This window comes from Arthrobacter sp. GMC3, assembly GCF_002929305.1.
GTDB lineage: Bacteria > Actinomycetota > Actinomycetes > Actinomycetales > Micrococcaceae > Specibacter.
This window is the reverse complement of record NZ_PJIO01000005.1, coordinates 71,405-88,549: the sequence shown is the minus strand read 5'-3', so window position 1 is coordinate 88,549 and position 17,145 is coordinate 71,405. Positions and strand designations below refer to the sequence as shown.

Genomic DNA, 17,145 nt, shown 5'->3' with positions numbered 1-17,145 from the left:
GTCCCTATTGCCCGTTGAAGGGCGCAGGCGGATATGCCGCCGGAGGGTATTGGCCCCCGGCAGGGGGAAGGGGCGTACCGCGGCCGGGGATCCCGCCGTCGTCCTTGCCCTCTTCGGATTCCTTGAGCAAGGTGACGTCAAAACCGTCCCGTCGCATTCGCAGATCAACGTAGATCAGTGACATGACACCGCTTTGGAACGCCAAGGTGATGGCACCAATCATGGCGCCGATGAAGGTGGAGATGACCTGGGCGATGATGGCTTGGCTAAGGAGTTGTTCCTGGGTGGCGTTCGGTGTCAGGAGAGGAAGTAAGAAGCCCAGGAACAGGCTCACGGGGGTGGAAATGATGCCGCCGATGACCGAGGCGATGATGGCGGCCAATGCAGTGATGCCAAAGGTGCGCCACCAATTCCTGCTGGTCAGCTGCCAGGAACGCTTGATGGCGGCCAGGAGACCGATGTTCTCGACCACGATGGCCGCCGGGGCCAGCAGGACTTTAGTTCCCACCCAGATGGCTGCGGCGAGGAACGCCAGGCCTATGAGCAATCCCAAACCCAAGGATGCCAGGTTGGCGCCGGGGCCGTTGCGGCCGCCCACGGCGAATAGCATGCCTATCAGGATGCCGAAGAAGAGTGCTGTTGCCAGCAACGCTGCCGCAGCGTAGAACAGGGCAAGCAAGATCAGCGTGCCGATGCGGGGCCGGACCAGGCGCCACATTTCGCTAAAGCCGGTTTTGCGGTTAAGTACGGCGCGCAAGACTGGAATGACCAGGGCACCCTGCAGGACCATCTGGGCAAGGCCGCTCAGGAATGAAACCACCGCCAACGCCCCAAAGACCCGCAGGCCGGTGGTGAGCAGGCCGCTGAGTTCGGCCTCCGTTGGCTGTCCCTGAAGGTAGGTGCCGCCCAGAATGTTGAGCCCGGACTGGCCAAAGCCCACCAGCACCACCAGCAATGTCAGGGTGGAGGTGAGGATCTGGAAGATCAACGCCGAGCCAAACATGGCTTTTCCGTTGTGCCGGGCGGCCTGGAACGCGCCATCGAGGACCTCGCCCAGGCGCAACGGACGCAGGGGGATGACGCCCGGCTTGGGTGGCGGAACGTAGTAGTTGTAACCGTAACCGGGTTGGTTGAACCCCTGCTGCTGATTCTGCTGCGGATATTGCTGCGGGTAGCCGGGTTGCTGGGGCTGAGAATACTGGCCCCACTGTGGTTGTTGAGGCTGCTGCGCGTACTGGCCCCACTGGGGCTGTGCTGGCTGTTGGGGCTGCGAATACTGCCCCCATTGGGGCTGCGGGGGTACCGGCGGTGCGGGCGGAAGCTGTCCGGGCGCGATCGGCGCCGTGCCAGCCGGGCCGGTGGGAGGCGCCGGTTGCCCAGGCGTGGGCTCGAGCGGTGGCTGCTGTGGTTCCTGCGACATGATGTTCCCCTATGAATTGCCCCGGAATCTCGTCCGGAAAATCGTCAGCCTCGCGGAGTTGCGATGTCCGCAGCGGCCAAGAGCAAACGGCCGTCGGGCAAGACGCCCCAAAGCGCGGCCTTCTTCAAACCCTATCGGGAAGAACCGCAAAACTTCCTTAGAAAGGGCCGTAGCGGGCCGTCGAATGTTGCCGGACCGCATCGCAGGCTTGCCCAATTAGTGCCATCGGTGAGAAGGCTGCGGAGCGCCGATGGGGACTTTGTGCCGCCAATAGGCAAATATAGAACCATGAAGGCACGCATTTTAGTTGTTGACGACGACGAAGCACTGGCAGAGATGATCGGCATTGTGCTGCGCAATGACGGATTTGATCCCGTTTTCTGCGCCGATGGCGCCAAGGCCTTGGAGGTGTTTCGCACCCACAAGCCGGATCTGGTGCTGTTGGATTTGATGCTGCCGGGCCTTGACGGCATCGAAGTGTGCCGGTTGATCCGCGCCGAATCGGATGTGCCCATCGTGATGCTGACGGCAAAATCGGACACCTCGGATGTGGTGCGCGGACTGGAATCCGGTGCCGACGACTATGTGGCCAAGCCCTTTAAGCCAGCCGAATTGGTGGCTCGGGTGCGTGCCCGGCTGCGGCCAGGTGACGTCAAGGCGCCGGAGACGCTTGTCATCGGAGAGATCACCATTGACGTGGCCGGCCATTCGGTGCGCCGTGCCGGTGAGCGAATCCTGCTCACCCCGCTGGAGTTTGACCTTCTGGTGGCACTGGCCCGCAAGCCTTGGCAGGTTTTCACCCGTGAGCTGCTGCTTGAACAGGTGTGGGGATACCGCCACGCGGCCGACACCCGCCTGGTCAACGTGCACGTGCAACGCTTGCGCTCGAAGATTGAACGCGATCCCGAGGCCCCTGAAGTTGTCCTCACCGTTCGCGGTGTGGGTTACAAGGCCGGTCAATAGACTGCCCAGCCCCGTACATAAAGTCGCAGAAAAAAGTGCCCGAACCAATGGCGAAGCTAGATGACTAACCAGCACGATGAGCCCGGCGCAGGGAAAATACACCCGTCTGACGCCGGTCCTTGGACCGTGCCCGAACGCATCCTTGCCGTGGGTCCCGAAAGCGCAGACAAACCTTCGGTGTGGGAGCGGCTCGCCCGGGCCTTCCTGGCCACGGGCAAGGCGATCTGGCACGGGGTAAATCGTGTTCGTCGCTTCTTGCTGAGGCGCTGGCGGACTTCGCTGGAATTTAGGACAATCTTGACCACACTGGTCATCGCCTCCATCGCCGTGGTTGGAGTGGGCGGTTACCTGGCCGGTCAGATTTCCGACGGCTTGTTCAAGGAGCGACTGGCCCAGGCACAACAGGAATCCGCACGGGGTGCCACCCAGGTGCAGGAGAGCTTTTCCAACGCCAGCCTCAGCGACCAACCACGAGTCTCCACCTACGTCAAGGACACCCTGCGTCTGCTGGAGGTAGGCGGCGCGGATGACAACCGCAAGTATCTGATGGTCAAGATCCCGGGGCAGACGAGCAAACTTGCTGTGAGTTCCTCCGACTCCGGTGGTGTCACCGCCGCCATCATCCCTGACGCGCTCCGGGCAGCCGTGCGCAGCGACCCTGACGGCCAGTTTTGGCAGTCGATCGGCCTTCCCACGGGCAGCTCGGGAATCCACCCAGCAGTGGTGGTGGGCAGCCAGGTTGAGTTGCTGAAGACCAACTATGAGCTGTACATGATCTACGACCTCAACAGCGCCCAGCTGACGTTGAACTACATCCAATCGGTGCTGTGGTTGGCCGGGGGCATCTTGTTGCTCCTGATCGGGGCCATCGCCTGGTACGTGACGCGGACCGTGGTTAAGCCCGTCAGCCAGGCCGCCGCCGTCTCGGAAAAGTTGGCTGCCGGCGAACTTGAGGAGCGCATGCAAGTTGTGGGGGAGGACGAGATGGCCAGACTCGCCACCTCGTTCAACAAGATGGCCACGTCCCTGCAGGACCAGATCACGGCGCTGGGCACGCTTTCAGAGATGCAGCAGCGCTTTGTCTCGGACGTCTCTCACGAACTGCGAACACCCCTGACCACCGTGCGTATGGCCGCCGAGGTCCTCTATGACGCCCGGGACGACTTCGACCCGATCAACAAGCGTTCCTCCGAGCTGCTCTTCCACCAGGTGGAGCGCTTTGAGCTGCTTCTGGCTGACTTGCTGGAGATTTCCCGCTTTGACGCCGGTGTTGCCGATCTGGATGCGGAGTCCCTGGATATCTTCTCCGTCATCCATTCGGTGATCGACGGCGCAACCCCCGTGGCGCAGGCCAACCACAGTGAGCTGGTGGTGGTCACCCGCATCCGCCACCACAAGTGCATTGTGGAAATGGATTCGCGGCGCATCGACAGGATCCTGCGCAACCTGGTCCTCAATGCGCTCGAGCACAGCGAGGGAAAACCCGTGAAAATCTTTGTCTCCGCAGATCAAGATGCTGTCGCCATCGCCGTGCGAGACTACGGCGTGGGGATGTCCCCGGACTCCCTGGGGCACGTCTTTGACCGCTTCTGGCGTGCAGATCCCGCCCGCGCCCGCACCACGGGAGGCAGTGGGCTGGGACTTTCCATTGCGACCGAAGACGCCCGGCTGCACGATGGCTGGCTTGAGGCGTGGGGCGCCCCGGGGGAGGGCTCCTGTTTCCGGCTGACTCTGCCGCGCAAGCGAGGCGGGGTGCTCACGCATTCCCCGGTTCCGCTCCCGCCTGACGGTGGTGCGGCTGCCTCGTACATCAACCTAAATACCGGCCCGATCACCACCATTACCGGAACATTCGGGGTGGTGGGCGCCTTGGGCAGCCTTAACCCGGCCCAGGTGATCGAGATTGGGAAGGCCGAAAACAGGCATAAGGATCCGACGTCGCCCGACGGCAGTTCCGACGACGGCACCTCTAAGGCTGGACCCTCATGACCACGGCGAAATCAAGGAATCCAGGCGACCTCCCCTCTGCCGGGCGGGGTCGCCCAAACCGGGCCCGCCCCACCCGGCCGCAGCGTGCGGCCCTGCTGGCAGCCCTGGTGATGGCCGTCGTCGTACTCTTGACGGCTGGCGGCTGCGCCACGATCCCCACCTATGGTCCCGTCGGAAAGAGCGACCCGCTGAGCCCCCGGAACAACTCGGTCAACATCAGTTTTCAGCAGTTCGCACCCGTGGATGGTGCCTCTCCCGAGAGCATCATTCGCGGATTCATTGACTCAGGCACAGGGATTTCCGACGATTTTCAGGTGGCACGGCAGTACCTGACCACGGGTCTGGCACAGTCCTGGGCGGCGGATAAGCGAACCCTCGTCTACAAGAACGCGTTCACCGTGACCCCCGGACCGAACAAGGACACCTTTGAGGCAACGTTCGACGTCGTCTCCACTGTGGACGCCACCGGCGTCTTGACCCCTGCCGCACCAAACGCCACGGAAACCGTCGAGATGACCCTTGTTCAGGTCGAGGGACAATGGCGCATCTCGAAGACCCCCGACGGTGTGGTGCTGACGGAGGCGACCTTCCAAACGCTGTACAACCCCGTGGCCCTGTATTTTTACGATCCAAGTTTCACCTTCGGCGTCCCCGACGTCCGATGGCTGGCGGGGCGTACTTCCCGCACGGCGACGGCGATTGTCCGGGCCATGCTCGCCGGGCCGGCACCGTACCTGAAGGGCGCTGTTGTCAGTTCGTTCCCCAATGGCATCGCCCTGGAACGCGACTCGGTGCCCGTCAACAACGGGCTGGCCAAGGTCGGCTTGACGGCACAACCGCTGCTGGAAACCAGTGTCAAGCAACGCCAACAAATGCATGCGCAACTGCTGGTCACCTTGCAAAAGAGCCTGAACACGGTCACGGAGGTGCAGTTCCTTGCGGACGACCGTGAAGTGGACATGGGCGGGTCCGCCGACTCGGTGCCGCCCATGGTGATCGATAACCCGGTGCCCAATGTTCAGGTGGCCGTGGCCAAGAATGAGCTAGTCAGCTATGACGGCAGCAAGACCACGCCCATCACCGGGATGGATTCGGTGGCGCATCTAGCCCCGACGGCGCCGGCAATCTCCTATTCAGGCAAGAACTTTGCCTTCCTCAATGCCGCGGCTACCCAGCTTTACACGGTGGCCCCGGGGCAGCCGGTCGCCGTTGCGGCCAATGGCGTGGGCCTCACCCCGCCATCCTTTGCACCCAACGGCTGGTTGTGGTCGGCCGCGGGGGACGGCTCTGGAACTGTCGTGGCCATCAACACCAACGCCGGGGTCAAGGACGCCCCACCGGTAATATTGACCGTGCCATGGCTGGTTGGCCAACACGTGACCACGCTGCGAATTTCCCGCGATGGCACACGTGCTCTGATCATTTCAGAGGCAAATGGGGTGAATCGGGTGTCGATCACTGGCATTTTCAAGTCTTCGGATGTGCCCAAGGAACTGACGGCGCCCAACAACCTGGTGCACACGGGAAGCCCCGTCCTGGGCGTCTGGGTGGATGACAGCAGTGTGGCCGTCATGGCCCCTTCCGCAACGGAGCCGGTTGTTATCGAGATTCTGGACCTAGCCAGGGCACCGGCCTCCTTGAGCGAGCTTGGCGGGGTCCAATGGCTCAGTGCCGGCTCCGGTGTGCGCAACGTCCACGCGCAAACCAGCAACGAGATCTATTCGCTGGTGGGCAACAACTGGGATCTCACGGGCAAGGACCTGGCGCAGGCATCGTTCGCGGGCTAATACCCGGCCTGGTGCCCCAGCAGGGCAGGCAAGGTCCCTCCACAGGCCTGCGGCCCTGCGCCTGCCTCCACATTGCGGAAAATGACACTGGCGACGGCGGTTGGCCGGGCTGATCCTGAAGGTGTGAGTGCGATTAATGGGAAGCAAAACAGCACGGCCAGCGGTGCGCAGACGGGCGGCCGGCACCGCGGCACGGGCGGCCAGTTGTGGGTCCGCTGCTTGCTGTGGTGGGAGCTTGCCTGGTGGGATTTCTTGTACCTTGTGATGCCCGGCGAGTGCGTGGTCTGCGGCCGCGACGATGCCGCACTGTGCCGGGATTGCGCCCGCCTGCTGCGCCAGCAGTGCGCCACTCCTTACCGTGCCGAGTCGTCAGCGGACGCCCTGGTGAGCGCCTGGGGACAAGTGCTACTTCCCGTGGTTGCCGCCGGAGTCTATCGGGACGCCACGTCAGTGGCGATCCTGGCGTTTAAGAACCATGGTCGCACCAGTCTCGGCAGCCACTTGGGACGTGCCCTGGCGGGCGGACTGGACGCCTTGCCTCAGCTGCTGCCCAACCTAGCTGACAGGGAGCTGGTACTGGTCCCTGTCCCCAGCTCCGGGGCCAGCTGGCGCCGCCGCGGCTACGACCCTGTGGCGCTGATGCTGCGAGCCATTGCGCGCGAGCACCGACTGCCGGCAGGGATGCAGGTGATACCGGCACTGGCCGTCAAAATGCGGCCACCCTGGCGCAGTCGCCGCCAGAAGAGCCTGGGGAGGGCGGCCCGGCGCGCCAACGTACGTAACACTCTGCGAATGCGAGGAAATCTTGGCCCGGGTTTTCGGCGGTCAGCGAATCTGGCCGGGGCCCTGGTGGTGGTGGTTGACGACGTGCTGACAACGGGATCCACCCTTGCCGAAGCAACAAAAACCTTGGAGAAGGCGGGTGCAATCGTGTGCGCCGCCGTCGTTCTTGCGGCCGCCCGGGCACCCGATCAGCTCGCCGCGGAGACGTCAATAGAGCGACACCTGGAAAATATTTTTGTGCAAAAGATGAATATACGGATGAGGTGAACTAACGTGAATGAACGGGTACCTCTTTCAAGAGGGAGCCACCCGTCGGCGGCCAAGAGCGTAGCTCGGATTGCTAGTCGGCCGCCGTGTCACCGAAGCTATTTGGAGGGCACCATGGAGTTCATGATCAGAGGTCTCAACCTGAGTGTTTCAGACCGATTCCGCGAGTATGCCGGTGAAAAGCTCACAAAGATTGAGCAGCTGGGCGACAAGGTTCAGCGAGTCGATGTCAAGGTTTCCAAGGAGACCAACTCACGTGCATCAGAGGCCCCTCTCACGGTCGAGCTGACCGTGGTCGGACGTGGTCCGGTGATCCGCGCCGAAGCGGCCGCCGCCGACAAGTTCGCTGCTTTCGATCTGGCGCATGGGAAGTTGCTTGAGCGCTTGCGCAGGGTCAAGGACAAGCGGAAGGTCCACCACGGACGCCATGCGCCGGTCGCCGTCAACGAGGCAACGAGTTCGCTGACACCCGTGAGCAGTTCCGAGCCAATCTACGCCCAGAGCACGCCGGAGCCTGCGGTGGAAGTCTCACCCTACGACATTGAGAACGACATCCCGGCCGGTGATTCACCCGTGTTGATCCGCCGCAAAGTTTTCCCGGCGACGGCGCTCACCCTGGATGATGCCGTGGACAACATGGAACTCGTGGGACACGATTTCTACTTGTTCATCGATTCGGCCACCGGCATACCCTCGGTGGTTTACCGTCGGCGCGGCTGGACGTACGGGGTCATCTCCTTGGACCCGGACGCGCAGGAGCCCGCCGGTGTTGAGGAAGTCAGTGCGTACCGGTCGGCGGACGAGCCAGTCCGCGTCTAAGTCAGTCCGGCAACACCGTATCTAAAATAAGCAAATGAGTCCGAGGAGCAAGTAGGCATGACCGCAAGCCTGAGCCTGTCACAGGCCCGGCGCATCGCACTTAATGCCCAAGGACTCGCAGGAGTCCGGCCCGCCCAACCCGTCAACGCACGGATGGTGGGCCGGACTTTTGCCCAATTACAACTGGTCCAGATCGACTCCGTCAACGTGGTCTCCCGCAGCCATTTCCTGCCATTCTTTTCCCGCCTTGGCGACTACGACCGCAGCATTCTGGCCACCCTTGCAGGAACCCCGCCGCGGAAAATGATGGAGTACTGGGCGCACGAGGCCAGCTTTATCCGTCCAGATCACTTCCACGACCTCAAGTTGTGGCAAAACCGCCAATGGGTGGGCTCCAGCCAGCTTGACCCGGTGCTGCGTGACTCCCTGGAGGAAAAGATCCTGGCGCTTTTGGCCCACAGTCGGCCACTGACAGCCCGCCAGGTCAAGGACAGGATTGGCCACGAGGAAGAAAAGAATCGTGACGAGTGGGGCTGGAACTGGAGTGCCGTTAAACGCACCCTGGAGGGACTTTTTGAACGCGGTGTGGTTGGTGCGGCGTCGCGGAACGAGCAGTTTGAGCGCCGCTATTCCCTGGTGGCTGCGGTCTTGCCACCAGCGCACCGGATGGTGATCAACGGCGACGGCGCCCCTTCGGACCTACCCGCAGCTTCGCGGGCCCAGGAGAGTAAATACACTTCCGAACAACTAGCTGCCATGGACAGGCTCATTGAGGCCGCGGCGCAGGCGCACGGCATTGGCACAGTGCGCTGCTTTGCCGACTATTTTCGCCTTCCTGCCAAGGATGCGGCGCGATCGGTGGCCAGTCTGGTTGAGAAGGGAATCCTGACCCCCGTGAGTGTTTCCGGTTGGGATGCTCCCACCTATCTCCACGCGGGGGCCAAGATTCCCCGGAAGGCTCGCGGACGGGCCCTGCTCAGCCCCTTCGATTCGTTGGTTTTCGAACGCCGCCGACTTGAGCAACTCTTCAATTTCCACTACCGGCTGGAGATTTACACCCCCGCCGAGAAGAGAAAGTACGGTTACTACGTCCTCCCCTTTCTGCTGGGCGAGAACATTGTGGCCCGCGTTGACCTCAAGGCGGACCGGGCGGGCGGCCAACTTTTGGTCAGGGGGGCCTTCGCAGAGCCCGGCGCGCCAGCGGATACGGCAGCAGAGCTGGCCGATGAACTCGCACTCATGGCACGCTGGCTGGGACTAGACTCCGTCGTCGTCCTTGAGAACGGGGACCTTTCCCCTGCACTGGCGCGGCAGTGTGCCTAGTCTCACGTAGACTGGAAACGCCACTTTTAGGTAGCAATAGATTGGGAGCAATTTCGTGCCATCACTTTTTGAGCGAGTCCTTCGAACAGGCGATCGCAAGACGCTCAAACGACTCAACGTGCTCGCGGACGCCATTGATTCACTGGAAGAGCCATTCCAGACATTCACCGACGCCGAACTGCGAGAAGAGACGGACAAGCTCAAACTTCGCCACCAGGACGGCGAGACCCTGGATGACTTGCTGCCTGAGGCTTTTGCCGCCGTGCGGGAGGCATCCTCGCGCACGCTCGGATTACGCCACTTCCGGGTACAGCTCATGGGTGGGGCCGCCTTGCACCTTGGCAATATTGCCGAAATGAAAACCGGTGAGGGTAAGACCCTGGTGGCCACGGCCCCCGCATACCTAAACTCCCTGACGGGCAAGGGCGTTCACGTGGTGACGGTGAACGACTACCTCGCCGAGTACCAGTCCGACCTCATGGGGCGGGTGTTCCGTTTCCTCGGGCAGAGCAGTGGTTGCATCATTTCCAACCAGGACCCGGCCGTGCGCCGCGCCCAGTACGCTGCCGACATCACGTACGGCACCAACAACGAGTTTGGCTTCGACTACCTGCGCGACAACATGGCCTGGAGCCAGGACGAGCTGGTTCAGCGCGGCCACAACTTTGCCATTGTCGATGAAGTTGACTCGATCCTCATCGATGAGGCCCGTACACCCCTGATCATTTCCGGCCCCGCGTCGGGGGATGCCAACCGCTGGTACGGCGAATTCGCCAAGGTGGTGCTGCGCCTGAACATCGAGGAAGACTACGAAGTCGATGAGAAGAAGCGCACCGTGGGCGTCTTGGAAAACGGCATCGAAAAGGTCGAGGATTACCTGGGTATCAGCAACCTCTACGAGTCGGCCAACACACCCTTGATCGGCTTCCTGAACAACGCCATCAAGGCTAAGGAACTGTTCAAGCGCGACAAAGACTACGTCATCATGGACGGTGAAGTCCTCATCGTTGACGAGCACACCGGCCGTATCCTGGCAGGCCGGCGTTACAACGAAGGCATGCACCAGGCCATCGAGGCGAAGGAAGGGGTGGAGATCAAGGCCGAAAACCAGACCCTGGCCACCGTGACCTTGCAGAATTACTTCCGCCTCTACGACAAACTCTCCGGCATGACCGGTACGGCCGAAACCGAAGCCGCAGAATTCATGGGCACCTACTCCTTGGGTGTGGTGCCCATCCCCACGAACAAGCCCATGATGCGCGCCGACCAGGCCGACCTCGTCTACAAGAACGAGATCGTCAAGTTCGACGCCGTTGTCGAGGACATCGCCGCCCGCCACGAAACCGGCCAGCCGGTACTGGTGGGTACCACCAGCGTTGAAAAGAGCGAGTACCTTTCCAAGAAGCTGGCCGAAAAGGGTGTCAAACACGAGGTTCTGAACGCCAAGAACCACGCCCGAGAGGCCGCCATCGTGGCCCAGGCCGGACGTCGCGGCGCCGTAACCGTAGCGACCAACATGGCCGGCCGCGGTACTGACATCATGCTCGGCGGCAACGCCGAGTTCAACGCCGTGGCCACGCTGGCCGCCCAGGGCCTTGACCCGGAAGAGACCCCCGAAGAGTACGAGGCCGCCTGGCACGAAGCCTTCGAGGGCGCCAAGCTGGCCGTCAAGGACGAGCACGAGGCCGTTCTGGAAGCCGGTGGCCTGTATGTTTTGGGCACCGAACGCCACGAATCCCGCCGCATTGACAACCAGCTCCGCGGCCGGTCCGGGCGTCAGGGTGACCCGGGTGAATCCCGCTTCTACCTTTCGCTGACCGATGACCTGATGCGCCTGTTCAACTCCGGTGCCGCCGAGCGACTGATGTCACGCTCCTCCATGCCCGATGACGTGGCCCTGGAATCCAAGCTGGTCTCCAAGGCCATCGCCTCGGCACAGGGACAGGTTGAAGGCCGCAACGCCGAACAACGCAAGAACGTGTTGAAGTACGACGACGTCTTGAACCGTCAGCGCGAAGCCATCTATGGTGACCGCCGCCGGATTCTTGAGGGCGATGACCTGCACGAGAAGGTGCAGTTCTTCCTCGAGGACACAGTCGATGAGATCATTGAGGCCACCCTTGCCGGGGGACACGCCGGTGAATGGGACCTGGATGCCCTCTGGACTAGCCTGCGCACCATCTACCCGGTGAGTATCACCATCGATGACATTGCCGAAGAAGCTGGCGGACTCGGACGCATCACAGCAGAAATGCTCAAGACCGAGTTGCTCTCCGACGCCAAGGTGGCCTACCAGGAGCGCGAAGCGGCGTTGGGATCTGAAACCATGCGCGAGCTTGAACGCCGCGTCGTGCTTTCCGTTGTTGGCCGCAAATGGCAAGAGCACCTCTACGAGATGGACTACCTCAAGGAAGGCATTGGCTTGCGCGCCATGGCCCAGCGTGACCCGCTGGTGGAATACCAGCGCGAAGGCTTTGAAATGTTCCAGGCCATGATGGCTGCCATCCGTGAGGAAAGCGTCGGTTTCCTCTTCAACTTGGATGTCCAGGTTGAAAACGCCCCCGAAACGGCTGTAGGCGCCGTCTCCGACGCACCATCTGCCTTGCTGGACCGGGTCGCAGGAGCCGGGAAGCCCGCCGAGGAACACCACCACGCGCCGCGCATCACCGCTCCCGGACTGGAAGCCCCTGCCAAGCCCGCCCAGCTGCAATTCACTGCGCCGGACGCCCAAGGGCAGGCAGAAACGCATGTGGAACGCCGCTCCAACAGTGGCGGGTTGCCGCCGTCGGCCAAGCGTCCGGCAAACAAGAACACCAAGAAGAAGAAAAAGCGCTGACCTAGCCCCCTTCCGCATGCCAGTGGCTTTTCCGCATACCGGTAGTTGTTCAACAACTGCTGTGCGGCGAACCCACTGGCATGTTTTTTATGCCGGCTCAGTTAGCCGATCTGCAGGGCAGTGACTTTCCATAACCCGCCGGTCTCCTCGAACCGCATGGCTATAGCCCGGAAACGGGTTTTGTCGGCGATGACCACACTCGTTTCGAAGATGCCCGGGGCGACGGCACAGACGTGGGTCGAGTGCACAATGGGCTGATGGCGCAGGATCTGTACTTTCCCTCCCGGCTCGCTCTGACTGGGGTGGCGGCTTTCGGCCTGACAGGCCTCGGCGTGAAGCCGCGCCCGGGTTGTCAACGCATTCAAACACCTGACATCCAGCCAGCGCGCCAACTGTTGAACCGACCTCGAACCACTCAGCACCTCCAGCGCTGCCTGAGAGATTCTGCGCGACATTTCCGCAAGCAGAGCCTTTTCGGTACTTTGCGTGTCCAGAGCCAGGCTGCTGTCCGCGGATGCGAACCGAACGTCCTCGGGGGACCGTTTGCCAACCGCCCGTTGGGGAAATTTCACCACAGTGGCTGCGGTGTCCACGCCGTTCCCGGGGGAGCCCGACCTGACCGGGGCAGGACGTGAGATAAGCCGTGTCACTGGCGTGCTGGCTTCTGTAATCGCCAAGGTGTTCATAACCGTGTCCTTTGAACTGTGAATAGGTAGTGCAGGTTTTGTCTGTGGAGGGCTGTCTCAGCTGCCGGGCGCATGCAGCACCTGGCCAGGCAGGATGTAGTTGGGATCTGCGCCGATGACGTCACGATTCGCCCGGTACCATTGCGGCCACGCCAGTGCCACCTCAACATCGGTTGCATAGGGTCCCAAGACGGTGGTCACAATCGACCACAGCGTGTCACCTGTTTGAACCACCACCCACGAACCGACGACGCCGGATCCTGTCCCATCCTTCTGGACCGCCTCCGGGGCGGGCCGGGTCTGCGGGGAAACTATAGGGCCGGGATCGACTCCCGGGCTCCGGGGCGTCCAGGCGGGGTTGATGGGGTCATCCAGGGGTGCAATTGAAGACAGCCCGGCGGCCCTGGGCGGAGAGCCGGACCAGGCCGAGACAGGTAACGCAGCGGTGTACGTGGCTGCCGCTGACGACGATATGGCGTGCAGCGACTGGTGGTCGGGTCCGCTGCCGGGGGCCGCTGCCAGGGCCATAGGTGCGCCTAGGAGGTTCAGGCCAACAACGGTGGCCACCAGTCGTCGCATGAAAACAGGTGACCAAGCGGCCGTGCGGGAAGCCAATTTCCAGGCCCCTCGATGTTCGGCGACGGCCGAAGCGATGGCGCAGCCCAGGGCCAATAGCCACCACAGTGCAACCGCGATGCCGATGCCGGCCGCTGCGGCACCAACCACCTCATCGAGTCCCACGGGCCCGTAAGGCCTGGTTGCCAGGAGTCGGCGCTGGAGCATTGAGGAGCCGGCGAATACCAGCGATGCCCCCAATCCGAGGATGGCCGCCGCCATGGCGAGGTCGGCAACGGTTTGGCGTTTCATCATGTTCACCTGCCGTTCAATCATTTTTTGATGCTGTTTGTCATCGTTTGATGATGTATAGATCATTTTGACGCCACTCGATTGTATTTGTCTAGGGTTTGCTGGAAGATGATTGCCGCTCGGTTGACGTTGCCGGGGCTACCCCTTAGCGTGACGGCATGCGATGGGACGGGCTTTTTGGTGACTTGGATGCCCAGTGGCATGCTGCCTCGCAGGAGGATTTGGAACGCGAAATCAATGAGCGGGCCAGGGTGGAGGCGGCGCTGGTCAGTATCGCTGATGCGTTGCGGGGCGCGCTTGGTGGGGAGATTGCCGCCCTCATGCGTAACGGCGTCGTCCACCATGGTGTGGTGGCCCGTGTGGAGGACCAATGGATCCTCTTGCGGGAGAGCCGCCGCTCGCTGATCCTGCCACTGGCTAAGATCGTCAAGGTGCAGGGCTTGGGGCCGGCGAGGGCGCAGCAACAGGGCCGGATTCGCTACACCTTGAGTTCTGCCTTGCGGATCTTGGCGCGCAACAGGGCCGAGGTTGTCGTGGAGCTTGACTCGCCGCAGACGGCAGCGGTGCGCGGCGTCGTGGACCAAGTGGGTGCCGATTTTGTGGTGCTCACCCAGTTGGCCGACGGCGTAGGGCGGGGACGGGCGAACCAGCAAGGCGGGATCATCGTGCCATTCACGGCAGTGATTGCCGTCATGTCCTCAGGAGAGAATGAGTTCTAGGCGCCCTTGACAACGGGTTTCTCCGCGGCCAGCATGAGTCGCGCAGCGGCATGGCGGTCTTCAATGAATTGTTCAAATTTGGCTTCATCGATGCGCCATTGCCCACGGCCACCAATCTGAAATGCGGGAAGCTCGCCGCTATGGACCAGGGCGTAACAAGCGGCGGCGGAGATTTGAAGTTGTTCGGCCACATCGGCCAAGGTCAGAAATCTGGGCATGGTTCCAGTATCCTCCTCTTTGCCACCAATAGCAGCGTTTATTCAATGTTTGTTCAACATTGCCGTTGCCAATGGACCCGGCGTTTTCCACAGATTCACGGCAATTGTTCCCCGGGGGCTTCCAACCGCCGGGTTTCGGCGGTAGAAATAGGGTCAAGACGGTCCGCGCAAAAGGGTGCACAAGTCAACCTGCCTCCTGGTCCACGATCAAGGATCGGCAGTCCCGGGCCCGGGGGGAGAAACTGTGAGCGGAATGGAACGGGTGCAGTCGTCACGGATCGGCGCCCCCTCGTGGAAGGACCCGCGGCTCTTTGTCGGCATCTTGCTAGTTTTGGCTTCTGTTGCCTCGGTTGTTTCACTGGTTGGGGCAGCGGAGAAGAGTATCCCCATGTACGTCGCCAAGGACGCCATCATGGTGGGGCAGCCGATATCCGTTGACTCCTTCGAGATTGTCCAAGTGCGTCTTGGTGATGTGGATGGCAAATACATGCACCCGGGAATTTCTCTTCCGGAACGCCCGGTGGCCGTTCGCATGGTGCAAGAAGGCGAGCTGGTGGCGCGCTCGAGTATCGGCAGCACTGATGCCTTGGACAGGAAGCCGGCCTCGGTGACTGTCGGCGAACCGCTGCCCAAGGAAGTGGTGGTTGGATCCTCCGTCGATGTCTGGGTTGCCCTCCCCAATGAACGCAACGGATATGACGAACCGGTGCTGATGTTGCCGGGGGTGGAGGTTGCCGCCGTGAATGCAACCTCCAGTGGCTTGGGGGCGGGGAAAGGTACCCAACTGATGGTCCTCGTCACGGACGCTCAAATGCCGAAATTCCTTGGTGCGATCGCCAACAAGGCCAAGGTCTCGGTGGTATGGAATCCGGGCGCCACTCGATGAACCCAGTCAATGTTGTGACGGTGGGGGACACGGAGAACCATGTCATTGATGCTTTGGAAGAACGCCGGGGCTCCGTCCGAGTGATCAGGCGTTGTCCGGAACTGCTGGACCTGCTCGCGGCCTGCCAAAGCGGCCTGGCCAGAGTGGCGGTTGTTGCCAGTTCAGCCGAAGAACTCACCGCTACTTTGGTGGACAGGCTAACGGCAGTGGGCGTCAGCGTGGTGGCGGCGGCCGCAAGCCCTGCCGAGACTGCCCGCCTCCGCGGTATCGGTGTGTTTCCAATTGCTGCACTTCCCACGCCGGACATGCTGGTCGAGGCAGTGTTGGGTGCGCTGAGTGCCCGCCAGTTCCCATCGACGACCGGGTTTGGCGTTCCCGCCGCAACGCCTGGTACATCTAGGGGTGAGCTTTCAGCGGATCAGGCCGACGCCGATCCCGGCCGTTCAGTGGTTCCGCCCTCTGGTTCCCGTGGTGCAGACGGGGACACCGCGTTGGGAGGTCCGCAGTTCCCATCGACGCTCGCGCCCGGCGCCTCATCTGCGACGCGCGTTGCCCGGGCAGGGCTGCCCAGCGCCGGTGGACGGCCAGGAGTCTTCTCCCGTTTTCGCGCGGCCTTCTCGGATTCCGGTGAACCCGCCCGCACTGGTTCAAGGCGCGCTGCCAAGTCCGAGGCTGCCGGAGGCGTGCCTGGTGGCACCTCAGGGCACGATGGGCAACCGGGGCCCCGGACCCTGGCCGTGTGGGGGCCGGCCGGCTCGCCGGGCCGAACCACTCTCGCCATCAACTTGGCCGCCGAGTACGCCGCCCAGGGATTGCGGGTGCTTGTCATCGACGCAGACAGCTACAGTGCGAGCATCGCGGCGACGCTTGGCTTGCTCGATGAGTCGGCCTCCTTCGCGCAAGCCTGCCGGGTGGCCGATCAAGGGGTTCTCACGGCAACCGAACTGGAGCGCATTTCCTCCGAAGTGGTGTTCTCCGGAGGCGCCTTTGCCTTGTTGACGGGCCTGACCCGAGCCGATCGGTGGCCGGAGCTCCGGGCCGCCGCCGTCGAACGGGTACTGCAAACCGCCAGGAAGATTGCCGATGTGGTGGTGATCGATTGTGGCTTTTGCCTGGAAGCGGATGAGGAGCTCAGCTATGACACCGTAGCGCCAAGGCGCAATGCGGCGACGTTGAGTGCCTTGAGCCAGGCTGATGTCATCTACGCCATTGGCGGCAGCGACACCATCGGCATCCCGCGGTTGATCCGTGCCCTGACGGAACTCCCTGAGCTGTGTGCAGGGACCAGCATTGAGGTTGTGCTGAATAAGGTGCGACGGAAGGCGGCGGGCACGCAGCCCCAAAAGGCGCTCGAACAGGCTTGGGACCGTTTTGGGCCGGGCCTGCCCATCAGCCATTTCCTGCCGTGGGACGCCGACGTTCTGGACAAGGCATTGCTGGAGGGAAGGCTCTTGGTGGAAATTGCCCCGGATTCCACCTTGCGCAAAGCGATCCGTTCGATCTGTTGTGCACCTGTCCAGCGAAACCAAAAAACTGCTGTATCAAACGCCACAGCGAAGGCGTAAAATCCGGGCTAGGCTCG

14 protein-coding genes are annotated in these 17,145 nt (G+C 62.3%); 10 read left to right on the top strand and 4 right to left on the bottom strand.

Features of this window, described 5'->3' with window-relative positions; genetic code table 11:
* Positions 1 to 4: 4 nt before the first annotated feature.
* A complete protein-coding gene (locus tag CXQ94_RS10255; protein WP_146070276.1) occupies positions 5 to 1,420 on the bottom strand; it encodes a hypothetical protein in 1,416 nt (471 codons plus the stop codon).
* 288 nt (positions 1,421 to 1,708) lie between these two features.
* Between CXQ94_RS10255 and mtrA the strand changes: the two genes are divergently transcribed.
* The 7 genes from mtrA (at position 1,709) to secA (ending at position 12,187) form a co-directional block, all read left to right on the top strand.
* Positions 1,709 to 2,383 (top strand): MtrAB system response regulator MtrA, encoded by a 675-nt coding sequence (mtrA, locus tag CXQ94_RS10245; RefSeq protein ID WP_104089529.1) that lies wholly within the window; start codon positions 1,709 to 1,711, stop codon positions 2,381 to 2,383.
* 60 nt (positions 2,384 to 2,443) lie between these two features.
* Positions 2,444 to 4,372, top strand: coding sequence for an MtrAB system histidine kinase MtrB (mtrB, locus tag CXQ94_RS10240; RefSeq protein ID WP_104089526.1), 1,929 nt, complete (start codon positions 2,444 to 2,446; stop codon positions 4,370 to 4,372).
* Complete coding sequence (locus tag CXQ94_RS10235; RefSeq protein WP_104089523.1) at positions 4,369 to 6,159, top strand: LpqB family beta-propeller domain-containing protein; 1,791 nt, start codon at positions 4,369 to 4,371, stop codon at positions 6,157 to 6,159. The genes mtrB and CXQ94_RS10235 overlap by 4 nt, the downstream gene beginning before the upstream one ends.
* A 123-nt stretch (positions 6,160 to 6,282) precedes the next feature.
* Positions 6,283 to 7,209 carry a ComF family protein gene (locus tag CXQ94_RS10230; RefSeq protein WP_181034166.1) on the top strand — a complete coding sequence of 309 codons (927 nt, stop codon included), beginning with the start codon at positions 6,283 to 6,285 and terminating at the stop codon, positions 7,207 to 7,209.
* 114 nt (positions 7,210 to 7,323) lie between these two features.
* Positions 7,324 to 8,028, top strand: coding sequence for a ribosome-associated translation inhibitor RaiA (gene raiA / locus CXQ94_RS10225; RefSeq protein ID WP_104089517.1), 705 nt, complete (start codon positions 7,324 to 7,326; stop codon positions 8,026 to 8,028).
* A 57-nt stretch (positions 8,029 to 8,085) separates the two neighbouring features.
* Positions 8,086 to 9,351 (top strand): winged helix-turn-helix domain-containing protein, encoded by a 1,266-nt coding sequence (locus CXQ94_RS10220; RefSeq protein ID WP_104089514.1) that lies wholly within the window; start codon positions 8,086 to 8,088, stop codon positions 9,349 to 9,351.
* Between the two features lie 55 nt (positions 9,352 to 9,406).
* A complete protein-coding gene (gene secA / locus CXQ94_RS10215) occupies positions 9,407 to 12,187 on the top strand; it encodes a preprotein translocase subunit SecA (RefSeq protein ID WP_104089511.1) in 2,781 nt (926 codons plus the stop codon).
* A gap of 101 nt (positions 12,188 to 12,288) precedes the next feature.
* Here the strand turns inward: secA and CXQ94_RS10210 are convergent, their stop codons facing one another.
* On the bottom strand, positions 12,289 to 12,873 hold the full coding sequence (locus CXQ94_RS10210; RefSeq protein ID WP_104089508.1) for an Rv3235 family protein: 585 nt from the start codon (positions 12,871 to 12,873) through the stop codon (positions 12,289 to 12,291).
* A 57-nt stretch (positions 12,874 to 12,930) separates the two neighbouring features.
* Positions 12,931 to 13,764 (bottom strand): LysM peptidoglycan-binding domain-containing protein, encoded by an 834-nt coding sequence (locus tag CXQ94_RS10205; RefSeq protein ID WP_146070275.1) that lies wholly within the window; start codon positions 13,762 to 13,764, stop codon positions 12,931 to 12,933.
* Between the two features lie 134 nt (positions 13,765 to 13,898).
* On the opposite strand from CXQ94_RS10205, the gene CXQ94_RS10200 reads away from it, so the two are divergent.
* Entirely contained in the window at positions 13,899 to 14,459 is a 561-nt protein-coding gene (locus CXQ94_RS10200) for a hypothetical protein (RefSeq protein ID WP_104089504.1), read from the top strand.
* On the opposite strand, the gene CXQ94_RS10195 is transcribed toward CXQ94_RS10200, so the two are convergent.
* Complete coding sequence (locus tag CXQ94_RS10195) at positions 14,456 to 14,677, bottom strand: helix-turn-helix domain-containing protein (RefSeq protein WP_104089502.1); 222 nt, start codon at positions 14,675 to 14,677, stop codon at positions 14,456 to 14,458. The two genes, CXQ94_RS10200 and CXQ94_RS10195, sit on opposite strands and share 4 nt — an antisense overlap.
* Before the next feature lie 253 nt (positions 14,678 to 14,930).
* On the opposite strand from CXQ94_RS10195, the gene CXQ94_RS10190 reads away from it, so the two are divergent.
* Together CXQ94_RS10190 and CXQ94_RS10185 are read left to right on the top strand one after the other, a co-directional pair.
* Positions 14,931 to 15,563 (top strand): hypothetical protein, encoded by a 633-nt coding sequence (locus CXQ94_RS10190; RefSeq protein WP_104089952.1) that lies wholly within the window; start codon positions 14,931 to 14,933, stop codon positions 15,561 to 15,563.
* A complete protein-coding gene (locus CXQ94_RS10185; RefSeq protein ID WP_104089500.1) occupies positions 15,560 to 17,128 on the top strand; it encodes an AAA family ATPase in 1,569 nt (522 codons plus the stop codon). Before CXQ94_RS10190 ends, CXQ94_RS10185 begins: the two co-directional genes overlap by 4 nt.
* The last annotated feature ends 17 nt before the right edge of the window (positions 17,129 to 17,145 follow it).